Raw genomic sequence first — 16802 nt, 5'->3', positions numbered from 1 at the left:
AGGCTTTTCCAATTGCGTAGAATGCGCACCACACGACAGGCACATAGCTCAGTTGGTTAGAGCACCACCTTGACATGGTGGGGGTCGTTGGTTCGAGTCCAATTGTGCCTACCAAATCGAAGAAGGGGTGATCCGCAAGGGTCACCCCTTTTTTCATTGGTTTTTCCGGCGGTTGGCTGCAACACCGGGAAACTGCGAAAGTTTTTGATTTTTCTGAAAAAAACGCTTTACAGGTGCGCACTTGATCACTAAGATGCGCACCACACGACAGGCACATAGCTCAGTTGGTTAGAGCACCACCTTGACATGGTGGGGGTCGTTGGTTCGAGTCCAATTGTGCCTACCAAACTCCAAAAAGGGCGATCAGCAATGATCGCCCTTTTTGCATGTGCGGGTGAAGCAGCCTGTAACCTTTGGTCACGCTTCGGCCAGCGCGCAGCATGCTAGAATCCGCCCCTTCGAAACGGGAGGTACATGCGTGCGTAAACTGGCTGTGGTAATGGCAGTGCTCGCCCTGGCGGGCTGTGAGAACGAGGTCGAGGGCGTGCACAAGCAGGTGGCTGAACACTTGCACAACCCCAAGACGGCCAAGTTCGGCAACGTGCGGATCGACACCCAGGGCACCATCTGCGGCCAGGTCCGTGGCAAGGACGATGCCGGGCAGTACGAGGCCTACCGCAGCTACGTGGCGTTCAAGCGCGATGGCCAGTACGACATCATCGTGGACGAAACCGGCAACAACCTGCGTATCCGCGAACTGTGCGGCGGTGCCGACCTGCAGCGTCGCGCCGAAGCGCTGGCCAACCAGCCGGCACCCGAAGGCTGGGATGTGGAGGTGGTGCAGGGCGCCAACATGGGCGCGCTCAGCGACATGACGGCCCGCCTGATCGAAAAGGGCATCCCGTCGTCGGTGGAATACCGCGATGGCAAGCCGGTGGTGCTGATGGGGCCGTTCCCTACTCGCGAAGAGGCGCAGGCCCGCCGCGACGAAGTCATGGCCAAATTGGGCACCGACTCGGTGGTCATCCAGCACGGCGCAGCGCGCTGACCTGCGCGGCCAACCCGCTCCCAAGGCGCATGGTAGGCACCTTGCGCCCAGCATTGGCTATGCTTGGGTAGGGAGAGGCTGAGATGGGGGGCGCCTGATGTCGACACTGGAGCGGGCCATAGCCGTGGCCGCCAGGGCGCATGAAGGGCAATACGACAAGGGTGGGGCGGCGTATATCCTTCACCCTTTACGTGTGATGCTGCGGGTTGCCACACCGGAACAGCGCATTGTTGCGGTGCTTCACGATGTGATCGAGGATACCTCGCTGACCCTCTCCGACCTGGCGCGGGAGGGCTTCGCGCTGAAAATTCTCGCAGCCCTGCTGGCGCTCAGCCGGCGTGAAGGCGAAGCTTATCAGGACTTTGTCGTGCGCCTGGGCGACGACCCGCTGGCGCGCACGGTCAAACTGGCTGACCTGGCCGACAACAGTGACCTTTCGCGTATTCCCTGCCCAGGCCCTGCCGACCTGGCGCGGCTGGCGCGCTATCGCGAGGCCAGCGCTTACCTGCAGGCACTTCGTTAGTTCAGCCGCAAGCCTTGAGGTTGACTTGGCATAAGATGCAGATTCAAGCATTCTGAACCGCCATACTCCGTGACCTCGACATAGCCCATGAGCAAGCCAGTGTTCCCCCAGCCCTTTCTAGCGATTGGCTGCTCCCAATGTCGTGACCTCGCTAGCCTGGGTTTCGACATTACCATGGCGTTCCAGCCCATAATCCATGTGCCTTCAGGCAGGCCGTTCGCCTACGAGGCACTGGTTCGCGGTGTGAACGGTGAAAGCGCTGCGCAAATTTTGGCCAAGGTAACTCCCGACAACCTGTACCGCTTTGATCAGGCCTGCCGCGTGAAGGCCATCGAGCAAGCGGCTGGACTGGGCTTGGGACGCCAGAAAAACTGTAAATTGAGCATCAATTTTCTGCCCAATGCCGTCTACCGTGCCAGCACCTGCATCCGGGCTACCTTGGAGGCCACAGTCACATTCGACTTCCCCGCCAATCTGCTGATGTTCGAAGTGACCGAAGGCGAGCGGATCGAGGACACCGAGCACTTGAAGTCGATCTTCAAGGAGTACGAGCGACAGGGCTTCACCACTGCAATAGATGATTTTGGCTCGGGTTACTCAGGGCTGAATCTGCTCGCAGAATTTCAGCCGGCTGTACTCAAGCTGGATATGGCTCTCACTCGGGGAGTCAACCAGGATGTGGTTCGCCAAGCCATCGTGGCCGGTATCGTATTGGTGGCCGAGCGGTTGGGCATTACGCTGATTGCCGAGGGGATCGAGACTGACGAAGAGTGCCAAGCACTGGCGGCGCTGGGAATTGATTTGATGCAAGGGTACCTGTTCGCTCGGCCGCAGGTGAATGGTTTGCCGTTGTTTGAGCGGCTGTCTTGACCTTGAGCTGATGGTGCTCCCCTGGGCGGCACAGCAGGCGCAGGCCGGTAGCAGCGAAAAGCGCCACGCTCATGCCTGGTCAGTCTTCCTTCGGCACCGTCCAGAAAATCTGCACGCCGCCATCGTCACGGTGGGCGAGGGTGACGTTGTCGTTCTCGGCAATTTCCTCGAGCAGGGTTTCCCAGTCGTCCGGGCTTTCCTGTTCCAGGCGGAAGATCAGCGCCGCGCGGCTGCGTTGGGCGGTGGGGCTGTTGATGATCTTCTGGATGCGAACACCCAGCTGAACGTAGCTGCTTGGGGTGGCGGAGGCGGTGCTGGACACAGGAATATCCTTGTTGTGCTGTATGTGCGTACAGTATTTCAGCGTAAGCAATTTCGCAACAGCTTGTCAGGGAAAATCCGGCTAGGCTGGCCAGAGAATTCGCACTGTCGGTGCGGGTCTGGTGTAATGGCGGCCATTTTCGGAAGCTGCGCATGTATCGATTTCTTTCTCGTTTTCCTACCTCTACAGGCCTGGTCCTGCTGATTGCAGGCGACTTTGGTGCGCTTGACGATGCCTGGGCCGATGCCCCCACTGCCGTGGTGATCGAGCCGCTGGTGGTGAGCGGTGCCTACCTGCCCACCCGTACGTTCGACCTGCCGTTCTCGGTCGATACCATCGACTTGTCCCGTGGCACTGACGGCCAGTTGGGCGTCAACCTGTCGGAAGTGCTGGGCAAGGTGCCAGGGCTGGTGGTGCAGAACCGCCAGAACTACGCCCAGGACCTGCAGGTTTCTTCGCGAGGCTACGGCGCCCGCTCGGCCTTCGGGGTGCGGGGCATCAAGCTGATCAGCGATGGGATCCCGGCCAGTACTCCCGACGGTCAAGGGCAAGCGGCCACGCTCAACCTGGATGTGGCCGAGCGCATCGAGGTGTTGCGCGGCCCGGCCGCCACCCTGTACGGCAGCAACGCCGGTGGGGTTATCCAGATGTTCAGCCGCGACGGCCAGGGCCCTGCCCAGGTAGGTGCCGAAACCACCTTCGGCAGCGACGGTTTCAACAAGAACCACCTGAGCGCCGAGGGCGGTAACGACACGGCCGGTTTCCTGCTGGATGCGTCGCGCATGGACACCGACGGCTACCGTGACCACAGCGCGGCGCGCCGTGACCAGACCTTCGCCAAGGTCCATTTCAAGCCGGATAGCGAATCGCGCCTGGCACTGATCTACAGCAGCCTGGAACAGAACGGCACCCAGGACCCTCTGGGGCAGACCTGGGAAGCCTACAAGCACGACCCGCGCTCCAGCGCGGCAGTGGCGCAAACCTATGACACGCGCAAGAGCATCGACCACCAGCAGTTGGGCATGAACTATGAGCGCTACGTGGGTGACGCCACGTTGCAGCTGAACCTGTACGCCGGGCAGCGCCGGGTGGTGCAGTACCTGTCCATTCCCAGGACGGTGGTCTCGAACAGCCAGCGCGGGGGTGGCGTGGTCGACTTCGATCGGCAGTTCCAGGGCGGTACGCTGCGCTGGATCCAGCCGGTTGCGCAGGTGCCCGGCAATCTCACCCTGACCCTTGGCGCCGATTACGACCAGAGCAAGGATGACCGCCGTGGCTACCAGAACTTCAGCGCTGACCAGTTGGGTGTGAAAGGCGAGTTGCGACGTGACGAGCAGGACACCGCCACCAGCCTGGACCCTTACCTGCAGGCGCACTGGGAAATCGGTAACTGGACCAGCGAGCTGGGCTTGCGCTACAGCAGCATGAACATGCGCGTCGATGACCATTACCTGGCCAACGGTGACGCCAGCGGCTCCAAACGGTATCAGCAAGCTACCCCTTCGCTGTCTGTGATGTACGCCTTCACCCCTGATCTGCGTGGTTACGTGAGTGTCGGCAAAGGCTTCGAAACACCCACGCAGGCCGAGATGGCCTATGCACCGGGAGCGGACGAACGATTCAACTTCGGGCTCGAGCCTGCCACCAGCATGCAGTATGAAACGGGCCTGAAGTACCGGCTGAGCGAGCGCACGCGGCTGGACGCCGCCGTTTACCAGATCCAGACCGAAGACGAAATAGTCGTGGACCGTGCGACGGACGGCCGAACCAGCTATCGCAATGCCGGGCGAACCCTTCGGCGTGGCTTCGAGGCCCGCCTGCAGCAGGATTGGAACGACCAGTGGCAGGCCACTGTGGTGTACACCCGCACCGACGCGCGCTATGCCGAAAACGTCAGCCAGGCCATCGCACGTGGCAACCGCCTGCCAGGTGTGCCCCAGGACAACCTGTACGGCGAGGTGCTGTGGAAGCCGGTGGCGGCGGTCAGCATGGGCCTGGAAGGGCAGTACCGCAGCAAGGTGTATGTCGACGACAGCAACGCTGCCAAGGCGGCGCCGGCCTATGCCGTGTTCAATTGGCGTACGCGCTTCGAGCAGCATGTCGGCCCATGGACATTCCACCAGCTGGTGCGCCTGGACAACCTGTTCGACCGGCAATATGTAGGGTCGGTGATCGTCGGCGACAGCAACGGGCGTTACTACGAGGCCGCGCCTGGGCGCTCATGGTATGCGGGGGCGGGTTTGGCGTACCGGTTCCAGTGACGGGCTACAGGGGCCGGGTGGCGCCTGCAGGGGCTGCCCAGCCACCGCTGGCAGTGCCGGTAGCGGTAGAATCAGCACCTGATCATACGCTTCAGAGGTAGATGCGGTGGAATTGCAGCAGGGCTTCGTCCTGACCCGGCATTGGCATGACACGCCCGAAGGGACCTGCGTGGAATTCTGGCTGGCTACCGATCAGGGGCCCCGGCAATTGCGCCTTGCCCCTCAGGACTCGGTGGCTTTCATCCCGCTGGCGCAGGCTGAACATGCCCGGGTGTTGTTGGCCAAAGAGCCAGGTGTACAGCTCAAGCCCTTGCAGTTGAAGGACTTCGAGCAGCGCCCGGTCATGGGGCTGTATTGCCGCCAGCACCGGCAGCTGATGCAACTGGAGCAACGCCTGCGCAACGCCGGCATCGACGTTTTCGAAGCCGACATTCGCCCGCCCGAACGCTACCTGATGGAGCGCTTCATCACCGCCCCCGTGCAGTTCACCGGCAAGCCTGATGCACAGGGCGTGCTCTGCGAAGCTCAGCTCAGGCCGCTGGCAGGTTACCGTCCACCGCTGCGCCTGGTGTCGCTGGACATCGAAACCAGCGAACGTGGGGAGTTGTACAGCATTGCCCTGGAGGGCTGTGGCCAGCGTCAGGTATACATGCTTGGCAAACCCAACGGCGACCCGGCGGGGGTAGACTTCGATCTGCACTACTGCGCCGACCGCGCCGAGCTGCTGGTGTGCCTGAACCAGTGGATGGCGCTGCACGACCCCGACGCGATCATTGGCTGGAACCTGATCCAGTTCGACCTGCGCGTGCTGCATGAGCACGCCAAGGCGTTGCAGGTAGCGCTGGCCTTGGGGCGCAGAGGCGCAGCCATGACCTTGCGAAGCCAGGGCGGCGGTGGCCACGTATTCGCCGACGCCCCGGGGCGCTTGTTGATCGATGGCATCGAGGCGCTGCGCTCGGCCACCTGGAGTTTCCCATCGTTCAGCCTCGAAAACGTCGCCCAGACGCTGCTCGGCGAAGGCAAAGCCATCGACACACCGTACCAGCGCATGGACGAAATCAACCGGCGCTTCGCCGAAGACAAACCGGCCCTGGCAAGGTACAACCTGAAGGACTGTGAGCTGGTGACGCGGATCTTCGCCCACACCCGCCTGCTCGAGTTCCTGCTGGAACGCTCATCGGTTACCGGCCTGGCGGTGGACCGCAGCGGCGGGTCGGTCGCCGCGTTTTGCCACTTGTACATTCCGCATATGCACCGCCTGGGGTACGTGGCGCCCAACCTGGGCAGCCGCCCGGACGAAGCCAGCCCTGGCGGCTTCGTCATGGACTCGCGCCCAGGTTTGTACGACTCGGTACTGGTCCTGGATTACAAAAGCCTGTACCCCTCGATCATTCGCACCTTCCTGATCGACCCGGTGGGCCTGGTGGAAGGTTTGCAACGTCCTGACGATGAGCACTCGGTGGAGGGTTTCCGTGGCGGGCGCTTTTCCCGCAGCCAGCATTGCCTGCCGGCCATCGTCGAGCGTGTGTGGCAGGGCAGGGAGGCGGCCAAACGCGAGGGTAACTCGCCGTTGTCCCAGGCACTGAAGATCATCATGAACGCGTTCTACGGCGTGCTGGGTTCCAGCGGTTGCCGCTTCTTCGACCCCCGGCTGGCCTCGTCCATCACCTTGCGTGGGCACCAGATCATGCACCAGACCCGGGCGCTGATCGAGGCCCGGGGTTTCGACGTGATCTATGGCGATACCGACTCCACCTTCGTCTGGCTCAAGGGTGCCCATGCCGAGGAAGACGCGGTGCGCATCGGTCGCGAGCTGGTGGCCCAGGTCAACCAGTGGTGGCAAACGCACCTGCGCGAAAGCATGAACCTGGACTGCGCCCTCGAGCTTCAGTTCGAGGTGCATTACCGGCGTTTCCTGATGCCCACCATCCGTGGTACCGACGAGGGCAGCAAGAAACGCTATGCCGGGCTCAGGCAGCGGGCTGATGGCACAGAAGAAATGGTGTTCAAGGGCCTGGAATCGGTGCGCACCGACTGGTCACCGCTGGCCCGGCAGTTTCAGCAGGAGCTCTACGCACGCGTGTTTCGTGGTGAGCCGTACCGTGATTACCTGTGTGACTATGTACAGCGCACGCTGGCGGGTGAAAACGACGAGCTGCTGGTCTATCGCAAGCGCTTGCGGCGGCCACTGGCCGACTATCAGCGCAATGTCCCGCCCCATGTGCGTGCCGCACGCCTGGCCGACGACTACAACAAGCGCCTGGGCCGCCCGCTGCAATACCAGCGCGGCGGCTGGATCAGCTATGTGATCACCACCGCAGGCCCAGAGCCGCTGGAAAACCTGCAAGCCCCCATCGACCATGATCATTACATCAGCCGGCAGTTGCAGCCGGTGGCTGATGCCATCCTGCCTTTTGTCGGCGACGACTTCGCGCGGCTGATCGACCATCAACTGCTGCTGTTCTGAACGGGTAGTAGATAGCTAGCCGTCGGCATGCCCTGAACCTGCACAAACTCTAGCCTCAACGCCATCGCGGAGGCACAGATGCAGGGCAAATCCACTTCACCTTCGAATGCGGTCGACGCGCTTGCCATCGCGCAAGCCTGCCAGGACCATTACATTGCACAGCGGCTGCCGGCCTGGATGGCGAAGCTGACGATGGCCGACTACCGGCTGCTGAGCCAGGCACTGTCGCAGTTGCTGGCTTGCCGGGAAGGGCTGACGCAAGCCCTGGCACAGGTGCGCAACCTGGATGATTTCAGCCGGCCTTTGCTGCAGCAGGCGCTGGCCCGGTTTGGCACCCTGGATGCCGACCGCGTGTGCCTGCGGCAATGGTATTACTTCACGTCGCCGACCATCAGTTATGTGACCGGTCGGCTGCCGGTCGCCGACAGCGATTACTACGATACGCCGCTGCTGGAGGCAGCGCTGGGCAACTTCACCGAGGCCGAGCAGCATGATCAGCCCCGCAAGAATTGCCTGGTGGATGCGCTGGGCGCCACGCGTACTGAGCTATCGGCAACGGCTTTCGTCAGGCTGTGCCGCACGCTGGACCTTGGCCAGCAGTACCAGGCGCACCTGGCGGGTGTTTTTCAGCCAAGCGTGCGCGAGCTGCTGGTTCGCCGCCAACGCTATGGCATGCTGGCCGATGCGCTTGCAGCCAGCGCACAGGGCATGTTGAGCGCGGCCCAGCTGCACTGGGTGGTGCAACTGTGCATGCATGACACGCTTGGCACCCTCGCGGGATCGCCGGTCAGCGTCCGCCGGCTGGAACTGTTTGGTTGCCGCATGCAGCAGATCGTGGTGCTGGATGTCATTGCCGAGGGGACGTTCTACAACACCAGTAAGTACGTCCTGGTGTATGTACCTGGCGACCCCGCAGGCCCCTGGAGCGTGTGCAACGACCTGGAACACTACGCCCGCCGGGTGCTTGGCAAGCGTTTGCGCAAGAACGACTACCGGCGTTTCTTCAGCCGCTTCGTGCGCCGTCGCGACAGCCAGCGGTTTTTCTCTGCCGTGGGTGAGCGGCTCGACGATGTCACCCACTGGGCGACCCGCAGCCTTGATGAACAGACGCATGCCTATGGTTTACCGCTGTTCGATGCCCTGGCTGATGACTGGATTGGCCAGGTCAAGGATGACGCGGCGATCATCGCCCCGCCAGTGGCGATGCTCGATCGCCAGGCTCAGGCCGAGCATGCCCGCCGTTTACAGGCTGAAGGGCAAACCCTGCTCGGCATCGCAGGGCTTTTCGTGCCCGCAATTGGCGCGGTGATGCTGGGTGTGATGGCCTGGGAACTGCTTGAGCAAAGCTTCCAGGCGGTCAGTGACTGGCAACAGAACGAACGCAATGCTGCGCTGGCCCACCTGCTGAATGTGGGTAAAGGGTTGTTGACCGTTGGTGCAACCGTTGCTGTTGTCGCGGCGGCGCGACGTGCCTGGAGCGTGGTAGACCCACTGGTGCCGGCGCAGCTGCCAGGTGGCGAGGAAAAACTGTGGAACACCGACCTGGAACCCTACCGTTGTGGCACCCCGCCGCCTACCGCAGTGCGGGACGAGCAGGGGGTGTATCGCCTGGCCGAGCGCTGCTGGATCAGCATGGACGGTCACTGGTATGAGGTGGCGTGGCGCAAGAACGATGAACAATGGCAGTTGCTCCCTTACCAGGGCTATGCCCCCTTGCTCCGCCACAATGGCGCCGGTGCGTGGCGGCTGTGGTGCGAGCAGCCCGCCGAATGGGCAGACGCGCGCCAGCTGTTCCGCCGCCTGGGCAAGCCCTACAGCGACCTCGATGACCTGCAGATCGACCAGGCGCTGGCCATCCACGGGCTGGACGACCAGCACTTGCGGGCATGGCATGTGTATGGCCGAGCACCTGAGGCAGCGCTGGCTGACACGGTGCAGCGGCTGCTGTTCGCCGCGCGGATCCACACGTTGGTCGGTCAACTGCGCGAAGGTGCCGCCACCGCCGATCAGCAATTGCTGGCGCGGGTGCTGAGCCTTCCCCAGGCGGCAGGGCTGCACGGGCGCGCGCTGGCCGAAGTGGCCTGGGCCGGGCGCCGGGAGCTGCTGCAAGCCATGTACGAGGAGCACAACACCGGCCCGCAAACCCCTTGCCCGTTGCAACGGGCCTTCGCCAGCCTGCACCGCCTGGCGGCCAGGGAAGTGATGCGCAATGCCGGCGAGGACGACCTGCAGCACCTGCAAGAGACCGGGCGCGTGCCGCTGTTCATGGCCGAGGCGGCCAGGCTGCAGGTTACGCGGATTCGAACCGCGCGGGTCTTCGAGGCGCTGCGCATCGATACCCCACAGAATCTCGACCTGGCGCGGGTTGTGCTGAACCTGCTGGGGCAGGTGCCGGGGGCCGGAGGGCCAGGCTGGCGATTGTTCGACGGTGAGGCCAGCGAGCCGCTGCTGACAATCGAAGGCGCGGGCCCAACCTTCGATCTGCTGCACCAGCATGGGGTGTTTCGCTTGCACGACCGTGCCCAGCCCAACGCCGGTGCTGCCGGGGAGCTGTTCGAAACACTGGCGGCGGCGTACGACGCCGAGGCACGAGCGGCCAGCCGGCAGCCTGCTGTGTTCGCACCCGCCCTGCGCCAGGCGGTGGCAGACCTCGCCTTCAACCAGCGGCCAGCCGTGCTGGTCGCCCTTGGCATGGGCCAGCGCCGCGGCGCCTTCGTGGCACCGCTGCGGCTCGCTGACGGCCGCATTGGCTACCCCATGGCCGGCGGCAGGTTATGGGCTGCGTTCGGGCGGCTCAGGCCGCGGGCGCTGCAGGCACGCCTGCGCGACCTGTACCCGGCCTTCAGCGACGAGCAGGTTGGCCAATGGTTGGCGTCAGCCGATGCCCGGGCCAGGTTGAACGGCCTGGAGGCGCAATACCGACAGCTCAACAGCCACCTCGACAGGTGGGTATTCAATGCTGTTGCCACACCTGAACTGACTGCCCGACGTGAATTCAGAAAAGGCTTGATCGACTGCTGGCGCTTGCTCGTCCCCGAGTTGCAGGACCAGGCATCTGTGCAGGGCGGGCGCTTCATGCTGACCCAGACCCGCAGCCGTTTGCGCCAACTGCCTGGCCTGCCGGCCCAAGTGAGTTTCGCGCACGTGTCCATACTGGCCTTGCGCGCCATGCGGCTGGAGCAGGTGCCCGACGATTTCCTGCAGGCGTTTCCCAACTTGCGCAACCTGGAAATCACCAATTGCCGGCTCAGGCGCCTGCCGTTGCCTCAGATGCTGGCACAAAGGCTGGAGGTGCTCGACCTGTCAGGCAATCAGATCGAGCTCGACGAAAGCCAGGCGCTGGTCCTGGCCGGTTGCCGCTCCCTGGTGTACCTGAACCTTTCGGACAACCCTTTGCGCCGGGCATTTTCCGTGTTCGCCATGACCGAGCTCAACGCCTTGCACCTGTCACGCACGCGATTGCCGGAGTTTCCCTACGGCACGCTGGACGCGCCGCAACTGCACACGCTTGACCTCAGTGGCAACAGTATTTCAGTGCTGCCTGACGACCTGCATCAGTCACACTTGTGGCGCGCGGGCCGGGTCGAACTGTCGGGCAACCTGCTGGCGGCAGCATCGCAGGCGTCTTCCAGCTGGCATTGGCTCGAGGCAAGTCGCGTGCCGTATCGGTTCCGTTATCTGGACCTGGTGGCGGCAGAACGTCGCGATGAAATGGCCGCGTTGTGGGTTCATCTGGAAGCCGATGAGGTATCGGACGACTTCTTCAAGACGTTGTCCGTACTGACCACCTCCGGCGCATTCAAGTTTTCCTCCACCGCCTGCGCGCTGGCAGCCCGGGTACTGGAAATGTTCGAAGCAATGAGTGAAGACACTGCGCTGCGGCTGGAGCTGTTCAGGCACGCCGCGGCGACGGATTGCCAAGACAACGCCACTGCCCGTTTCGCTGACCTGGAAGTGCGCTTGATGATATGGCGTACGCGCCGCCAGCAGGGTGGGCGCCCCCCGGAGCAGGGCTTGTTGTGGCTCGGCGGGCAGTTATGGCGCTTGGCGTTGCTCGATCAGTTCGCGGCAGAACATGCCCGCCGGTTGGGGGCCGGCAGTGAGTCACTCGAATTCGCCCTGGCTTACCGTGTTGCCTTGCGCACGGCCCTGGATTTGCCCGCCCAGCCCGGGGAGATGTTGTATACCGATATTGCCCGGCTGCAGGACACCGACCTTCGTTCGGCGCGTGCCTTCGTGCTGGCAGCGCAGACCCGCGACGGCATGGCTGAATACCTTGCCAGGCAACGCTTCTGGCAGGATTACCTGCGGGGCAGTTTCCCCGATCGCCTGCAAGTGCCGCAGGACATGCATGATGAACTGGAGCGGCTGATGGCGCTGGGCAACCAGGAAGCGCAGGTCGAGCGGCTGCAGATTCGGAATCAGCAGCGTGAGCATGCCCTGCTGTTGCAACTGACCCTCGAAGCCCTGGACAGAAACGCGCCCGGCGACAGCACGACGGGGTGAAACGGCCAGCGCAGCGCTGCCAGCCGGTGGCTATGCGCTATGCTCAGAGCAGGCGGCGATGTTTGCACAGGCCTCGCCGCCCGGTCACGGAAATCGGAAGTTACCTTTGTGGCAAGCACGCCATGGGCTGTTGGTTTAGGCTCCCGCGTCGGATCTTTCTCCATGATCTGTAGTCTTTGGTTTATCGAGAGAATAAGGAGATATGCATGCTCGTCCGCTCACTGACCCTCGCCACCCTGCTCGCGCTTGCCGGCCCTTTGCATGCCGCTGACAGTGACGCACCGTTGGCCAAGGAACTGGGCAAGGCGCGGCCATTGGTGGTCATAGCGCCGAGCAGCGCCGACCCCACCCTGCGTGGGCTCAACAAAGCGCTCGAAGACCCGGCTACCCAGGCAAAATTCAAGGAGCGCAGCCTGGTGCTGTACAGCGTGGCGCAAATGATGGGCAAACGGGAGGACAAGAACCTCGAGCAGCAAACCACCATGGCGCTGATCCGCGAACTGAAGCTGGGGGCGAGCAAAGGCACCAAGGTGATTCTGGTGGGCAAGGATGGTGAGCGGCATGTGCTCAAGGATGACGAAGACAACACCGCCCTCGATCCCCAGGTGATCTTCGAGGCAGTCGATGCGCTGCCCGCGAGCGAGAAGGCGGTAACCGCACCAGAGCCGGTGGCGGCCGCACCGCAAACCAAGGCCAAAGACAGCAAACCTGCCAAACCGGCCAAGCCTGCCGCCCCGCCCAAGCCGCTGGAAGACTGACCGGGTGCGGCCCTGAGCTTGCTCAGGGCCGTTGCCACGCAGGCCTGGCTCAGTCAGGAGAAGCTGGCGAAATGTGCCTGCATCCGCGCGGCGTCAGCCTGCCGGCCGCTGAACAGTTCGAATGCCTTCACAGCCTGGAACACCGCCATGTTGCTACCGTCCAGTGTGCGGCAGCCCAGCGCCCGTGCAGCGCGCAGCAGTTCGGTTTCCAGCGGGAAGTAGATGATCTCCGCCACCCACAGCCGTGCATGCAGCAGCGCCACTGGCAGCGGCGTGCCGGGTAGCTTGGCCATGCCGACCGGGGTGGTGTTGACCAGCCCGTCCGCATCGGCCAGTGCCGTGGCCAAGTCACCGCCAAGCATTGCCCGCCCCGCACCGAAATGCGCATTCAGGTTGTCGACCAGTGCCTGAGCGCGGGCGGTATCCACTTCGAACAACACCAGCTGTTCAACCCCTTCGCCCAGCAAGGCATGCGCCACCGCCGAGCCCGCGCCGCCAGCCCCCATCTGCACCACCTTGCGGCGGGCCACATCGGGCAGGCCGCGGCGCAAACCTTCGGCAAAGCCCAGGCAATCGGTGTTGTGGCCAACCCGCTTGCCGTCCTTGAGTACCACGGTGTTGACCGCGCCGATGCCGCGCGCTTCATCCGACAGCTCGTCGAGCAAAGGCAGGATCGCCTGCTTGAACGGGTAGGTGATGTTCAGGCCGGTAAAACCCGTGTGCTGCGCAGCGTCGAGCAGGCCGGGCAGGGCGCTGTCGTCCAGTTGCAACTGGTCGGCGTCGATCAGCCGGTACAGATAGCGCAGGGCCTGGGCATCGCCTTCGTGCTCGTGCAGGGCCGGGGTGCGCGACAGTTGGATACCCCGGCCGATCAGGCCGGCAAGGATGGCAGGCTGGCTCATGCTGCACGCTCCTTGAGCAGTTCGGCGAAGTGGCTGATGGCCATGCGGTAGCCGTGGCTTCCCAGGCCGCAGATGACGCCGACCGCGATCGACGAAACGAACGACACGTGGCGGAACGGTTCACGTTTGTGCACATTGGACAGGTGCACTTCGATGACCGGTACTTCGCTGGCCACCAGCGCATCGCGAATGGCTACCGAGGTGTGGGTCCAGGCACCTGGATTGATCACGATACCGGCGCAGCGATTGCGCGCGGCGTGGATCCAGTCGATCAGTTCACCTTCATGGTTGGTTTGCCGGAATTCGACTTCCAGGCCGTGGGCATTGGCAGTGTTGGCGCAGTGTTGGCCAAGGTCGGCGAGGGTTTCGTAACCATACTGGGCCGGCTCTCGGGTGCCCAGCATGTTCAGGTTGGGGCCGTTGAGCACGAGAATCAGGGGCGTCATGACGGGCTTCGCTTTGTTGTTGTTGGATGTGCCTAGTTTTGTACTGACTGGTTAGTTCCGTCAATTGAGGGGAGCCGCCGTGCTGGGAAAGTGGGCGATTATCGAACCGCGTTCGCCGCCAAGGCGCGCTGGCGCACAGGCTGCACGCCTTACAGAATTGTAATTTTCATGCCACCACCCCGATAACCAGCCTTCTCTACAGTCCCTCGCCACCCTTCGTCGACGAGGACCTGTTCCGTGCTCATCCCCCGCAAGTTCGCCTTGCTCTGCCTGCTGCTGGTTGGCGCTACGAGCGCCCACGCCAGCCAGCGCTTGAGCTTGCCCCAGGCGCTGGCCGCCGCTTTTGCCCAGAACCCGGAACTGGCTGCCACCAGCCGCGAAATCGGCATTGCCGACGGCGAGCGGCACCAGGCCGGGTTACTGCCCAACCCCGAGCTGGCGTGGGAGGTGGAGGACACGCGCCGGGACACCAGCACCACCACCATCACCCTCAGCCAGCCGCTGGAATTGGGCGGCAAGCGCGCTGCACGCATCGCTGCGGCCGGCCTCGGTCAGGCGATCGCCCGGCTTGACCTGGAACGCCAGCGCAATGGCCTGCGTGCCGATGTGGTCCAGGCGTTCCATGCCGCCTTGCGAGCACAGACCGCGCTGGAGCTGGCGCAGCAATCCCAGGCCTTGACCACCCGCGGCTTGCGGGTGGTGCAGGGGCGGGTCACTGCCGGCCAGTCATCGCCCGTGGAGGCCACCCGCGCCCAGGTGCAACTGGCCCAGGCCGAGGCCCAACTGCGCCGCGCGCAAACCCAGCGTAGCGTGGCCTACCAGGCCCTGGCGCGTTTGACCGGCAGCCCGCTGGCCAGCTTCGACAGCTTGCAGGCGGCCAACCTTTCGCTTGGGGCCGCGCCCAGTCCTGACACCTTGCTCGCCCACGTCGAGCAAACGGTCGAGTGGCGCCTGGCCGCCGCCCAGGTCGAGCGTGGCGATGCGGCGTTGGGCACGGAAAAGGCTCAGCGCATTCCCAACCTCACCGTCAGCCTTGGCAGCCAGTACAGCCGCGAAGAGCGCGAGCGGGTGAACGTGGTTGGCCTGTCCATGCCGCTGCCGTTGTTCGACCGTAACCAGGGCAACGTGCTGGCGGCGGCGCGCCGTGCCGACCAGGCGCGTGACTTGCGCAATGCCGTGGCCCTGCGCTTGCGCAGCGAAACCCGCAGCGCCGTCGACCAATGGGCCACGGCCATGCAGGAGGTGGCGGCCTACGACCGCACCATCCTGCCGGCTGCACAGCAAGCCGTGGACACCGCCACCCGTGGTTTCGAAATGGGCAAGTTTGCTTTTCTCGATGTACTCGATGCCCAGCGCACGCTGATCGAGGCCCGTGGCCTGTACCTCGAGGCCCTGGCCACGGCTGCCGATGCACGCGCGCGGGTCGAGCGTATCTACGGCGACCTCGATGACATGGGCAACCCAATGACCAGCAGGAGCAGCAATGACTAACCCACGCAAGTTGGCCCTTCTGGCAGCCACCCTGGCCGCGTTAGGCCTCGGTGGCCTGGCCTGGACCGGTACACTCGGCCAGGCAGCCACTGCCCAGCCAGCTGAAGACAGCCATGAGCATGGCGAGGCGGACGCCGCCGAAGGCCATGCAGAAACAGAGCACGACGATGAACAAGGGCAGGTGCACCTGTCCATCGCCCAGATCGAAGCTGCCGGGGTGCAGTTGGTTGCTGCCGGGCCGCGCGCGCTGGGTACAGCCATAAACTTCCCCGGTGAAATCCGTTTTGACGAGGACCGCACCGCCCACGTGGTACCGCGGGTGCCGGGTGTGGTCGAGGCAGTCCAGGCCGAATTGGGCCAGGCGGTCAAGCGCGGGCAGGTGCTGGCGGTAATCGCCAGCCAGCAGATCTCTGACCTGCGCAGCGAGCAGCAGGCTGCCCAACGCCGCCTTGAGCTGGCGCGCCTGACCTTGCGCCGCGAACAACAGCTGTGGCAGGAGCGCATCAGCGCCGAGCAGGATTACCTGCAAGCGCGCCAGGCGCTGCAGGAGGCCGAAATAGCCTTGGCCAATGCCCGGCAGAAGGTCGCGGCGGTGGGGCCGGCAGGTGCCGGCAACCGCTATGAACTGCGCGCACCGTTCGACGCCGTGGTCGTGGAGAAACACCTGAGCGTGGGTGAGGTGGTCGACGCGACCAGCAACGCCTTCACCCTGTCTGACCTGAGCCGGGTGTGGGCGACTTTCGCCGTGGCACCGCGTGAGTTGGACAAGGTACGCACCGGCCGTACGGTCATGGTCAGCGCGCCAGACCTGGGGGCCCAGGTCGAAGGCAAGGTCAATTACGTTGGCAGCCTGCTCGGCGAACAGAACCGTGCCGCCACCGTCCGTGCCAGCCTGGCCAACCCTGACGGCGCCTGGCGCCCCGGTTTGTTCGTCAATGTTGCGGTCAGCATCGAACGTTTCGAGGCTGCGGTAGTGGTGCCTGAAATCGCCCTGCAAAGCCTGGACGCGCAGACCGTGGTATTTGCCCGTACCGAGCAGGGCTTCGAGGCCCGACCCGTAACCACCGGCCGTCGCGATGCCGGGCAGGTGGAAATCACCAGCGGCCTGGCCGCCGGAACCCAGGTGGCTGCCGCCGGCAGCTTCGTTCTCAAGTCGGAGCTGGGCAAAGGCTCGGCCGAGCACAGCCATTGACCAGGGGGACGCCTGC

The 16802-nt window shown here is 63.9% G+C and carries 12 protein-coding genes and 2 tRNA genes; 11 read left to right on the top strand and 3 right to left on the bottom strand.

Annotated features, from left to right (window positions below):
- The first annotated feature begins 37 nt into the window (after positions 1–37).
- The 5 genes from L1P09_RS15055 to L1P09_RS15035 all read left to right on the top strand — a co-directional run bounded on the left by L1P09_RS15055 (position 38) and on the right by L1P09_RS15035 (position 2441).
- Positions 38–114 (top strand) — tRNA-Val (locus L1P09_RS15055).
- 155 nt (positions 115–269) lie between these two features.
- Positions 270–346: transfer RNA gene (locus L1P09_RS15050), tRNA-Val, on the top strand.
- A gap of 132 nt (positions 347–478) precedes the next feature.
- Positions 479–1048, top strand: coding sequence for an SPOR domain-containing protein (locus L1P09_RS15045; RefSeq protein ID WP_054905231.1), 570 nt, complete (start codon positions 479–481; stop codon positions 1046–1048).
- Between the two features lie 97 nt (positions 1049–1145).
- Complete coding sequence (locus tag L1P09_RS15040; RefSeq protein WP_054905230.1) at positions 1146–1571, top strand: GTP pyrophosphokinase; 426 nt, start codon at positions 1146–1148, stop codon at positions 1569–1571.
- 87 nt (positions 1572–1658) lie between these two features.
- Complete coding sequence (locus tag L1P09_RS15035) at positions 1659–2441, top strand: EAL domain-containing protein (protein ID WP_054905229.1); 783 nt, start codon at positions 1659–1661, stop codon at positions 2439–2441.
- 79 nt (positions 2442–2520) lie between these two features.
- Here the strand turns inward: L1P09_RS15035 and L1P09_RS15030 are convergent, their stop codons facing one another.
- The gene (locus L1P09_RS15030) at positions 2521–2763 is read right to left on the bottom strand and encodes a DUF1654 domain-containing protein (protein ID WP_054905228.1); all 243 of its coding nucleotides are present in this window, start codon (positions 2761–2763) and stop codon (positions 2521–2523) included.
- A 152-nt stretch (positions 2764–2915) separates the two neighbouring features.
- Here L1P09_RS15030 and L1P09_RS15025 point away from each other — a divergent pair, with 152 nt between their 5' ends.
- The 4 genes from L1P09_RS15025 (at position 2916) to L1P09_RS15010 (ending at position 12755) form a co-directional block, all read left to right on the top strand.
- Positions 2916–5024 carry a TonB-dependent receptor family protein gene (locus L1P09_RS15025; RefSeq protein WP_235767793.1) on the top strand — a complete coding sequence of 703 codons (2109 nt, stop codon included), beginning with the start codon at positions 2916–2918 and terminating at the stop codon, positions 5022–5024.
- 106 nt (positions 5025–5130) lie between these two features.
- Positions 5131–7491: a DNA polymerase II gene (locus L1P09_RS15020; protein WP_054905227.1), complete on the top strand. Its 2361-nt coding sequence runs from the start codon at positions 5131–5133 to the stop codon at positions 7489–7491.
- Between the two features lie 78 nt (positions 7492–7569).
- A complete protein-coding gene (locus tag L1P09_RS15015; protein ID WP_235767792.1) occupies positions 7570–11997 on the top strand; it encodes an NEL-type E3 ubiquitin ligase domain-containing protein in 4428 nt (1475 codons plus the stop codon).
- Between the two features lie 206 nt (positions 11998–12203).
- Positions 12204–12755 carry a DUF4174 domain-containing protein gene (locus tag L1P09_RS15010; RefSeq protein WP_009682785.1) on the top strand — a complete coding sequence of 184 codons (552 nt, stop codon included), beginning with the start codon at positions 12204–12206 and terminating at the stop codon, positions 12753–12755.
- A 53-nt stretch (positions 12756–12808) separates the two neighbouring features.
- On the opposite strand, the gene L1P09_RS15005 is transcribed toward L1P09_RS15010, so the two are convergent.
- Complete coding sequence (locus L1P09_RS15005) at positions 12809–13657, bottom strand: shikimate dehydrogenase (protein ID WP_009682786.1); 849 nt, start codon at positions 13655–13657, stop codon at positions 12809–12811.
- Positions 13654–14103, bottom strand: coding sequence for a type II 3-dehydroquinate dehydratase (aroQ, locus tag L1P09_RS15000; protein WP_192440284.1), 450 nt, complete (start codon positions 14101–14103; stop codon positions 13654–13656). The genes L1P09_RS15005 and aroQ overlap by 4 nt, the downstream gene beginning before the upstream one ends.
- A gap of 237 nt (positions 14104–14340) precedes the next feature.
- Between aroQ and L1P09_RS14995 the strand changes: the two genes are divergently transcribed.
- Together L1P09_RS14995 and L1P09_RS14990 are read left to right on the top strand one after the other, a co-directional pair.
- Positions 14341–15594, top strand: coding sequence for a TolC family protein (locus L1P09_RS14995; RefSeq protein ID WP_235767791.1), 1254 nt, complete (start codon positions 14341–14343; stop codon positions 15592–15594).
- The gene (locus tag L1P09_RS14990) at positions 15587–16786 is read left to right on the top strand and encodes an efflux RND transporter periplasmic adaptor subunit (RefSeq protein ID WP_054911915.1); all 1200 of its coding nucleotides are present in this window, start codon (positions 15587–15589) and stop codon (positions 16784–16786) included. Before L1P09_RS14995 ends, L1P09_RS14990 begins: the two co-directional genes overlap by 8 nt.
- Positions 16787–16802: the final 16 nt, after the last annotated feature.

The organism is Pseudomonas juntendi, assembly GCF_021560075.1.
Taxonomy (GTDB): Bacteria; Pseudomonadota; Gammaproteobacteria; order Pseudomonadales; family Pseudomonadaceae; genus Aquipseudomonas; species Aquipseudomonas juntendi.
This window is presented reverse-complemented; position numbering and strand designations above follow the sequence as displayed.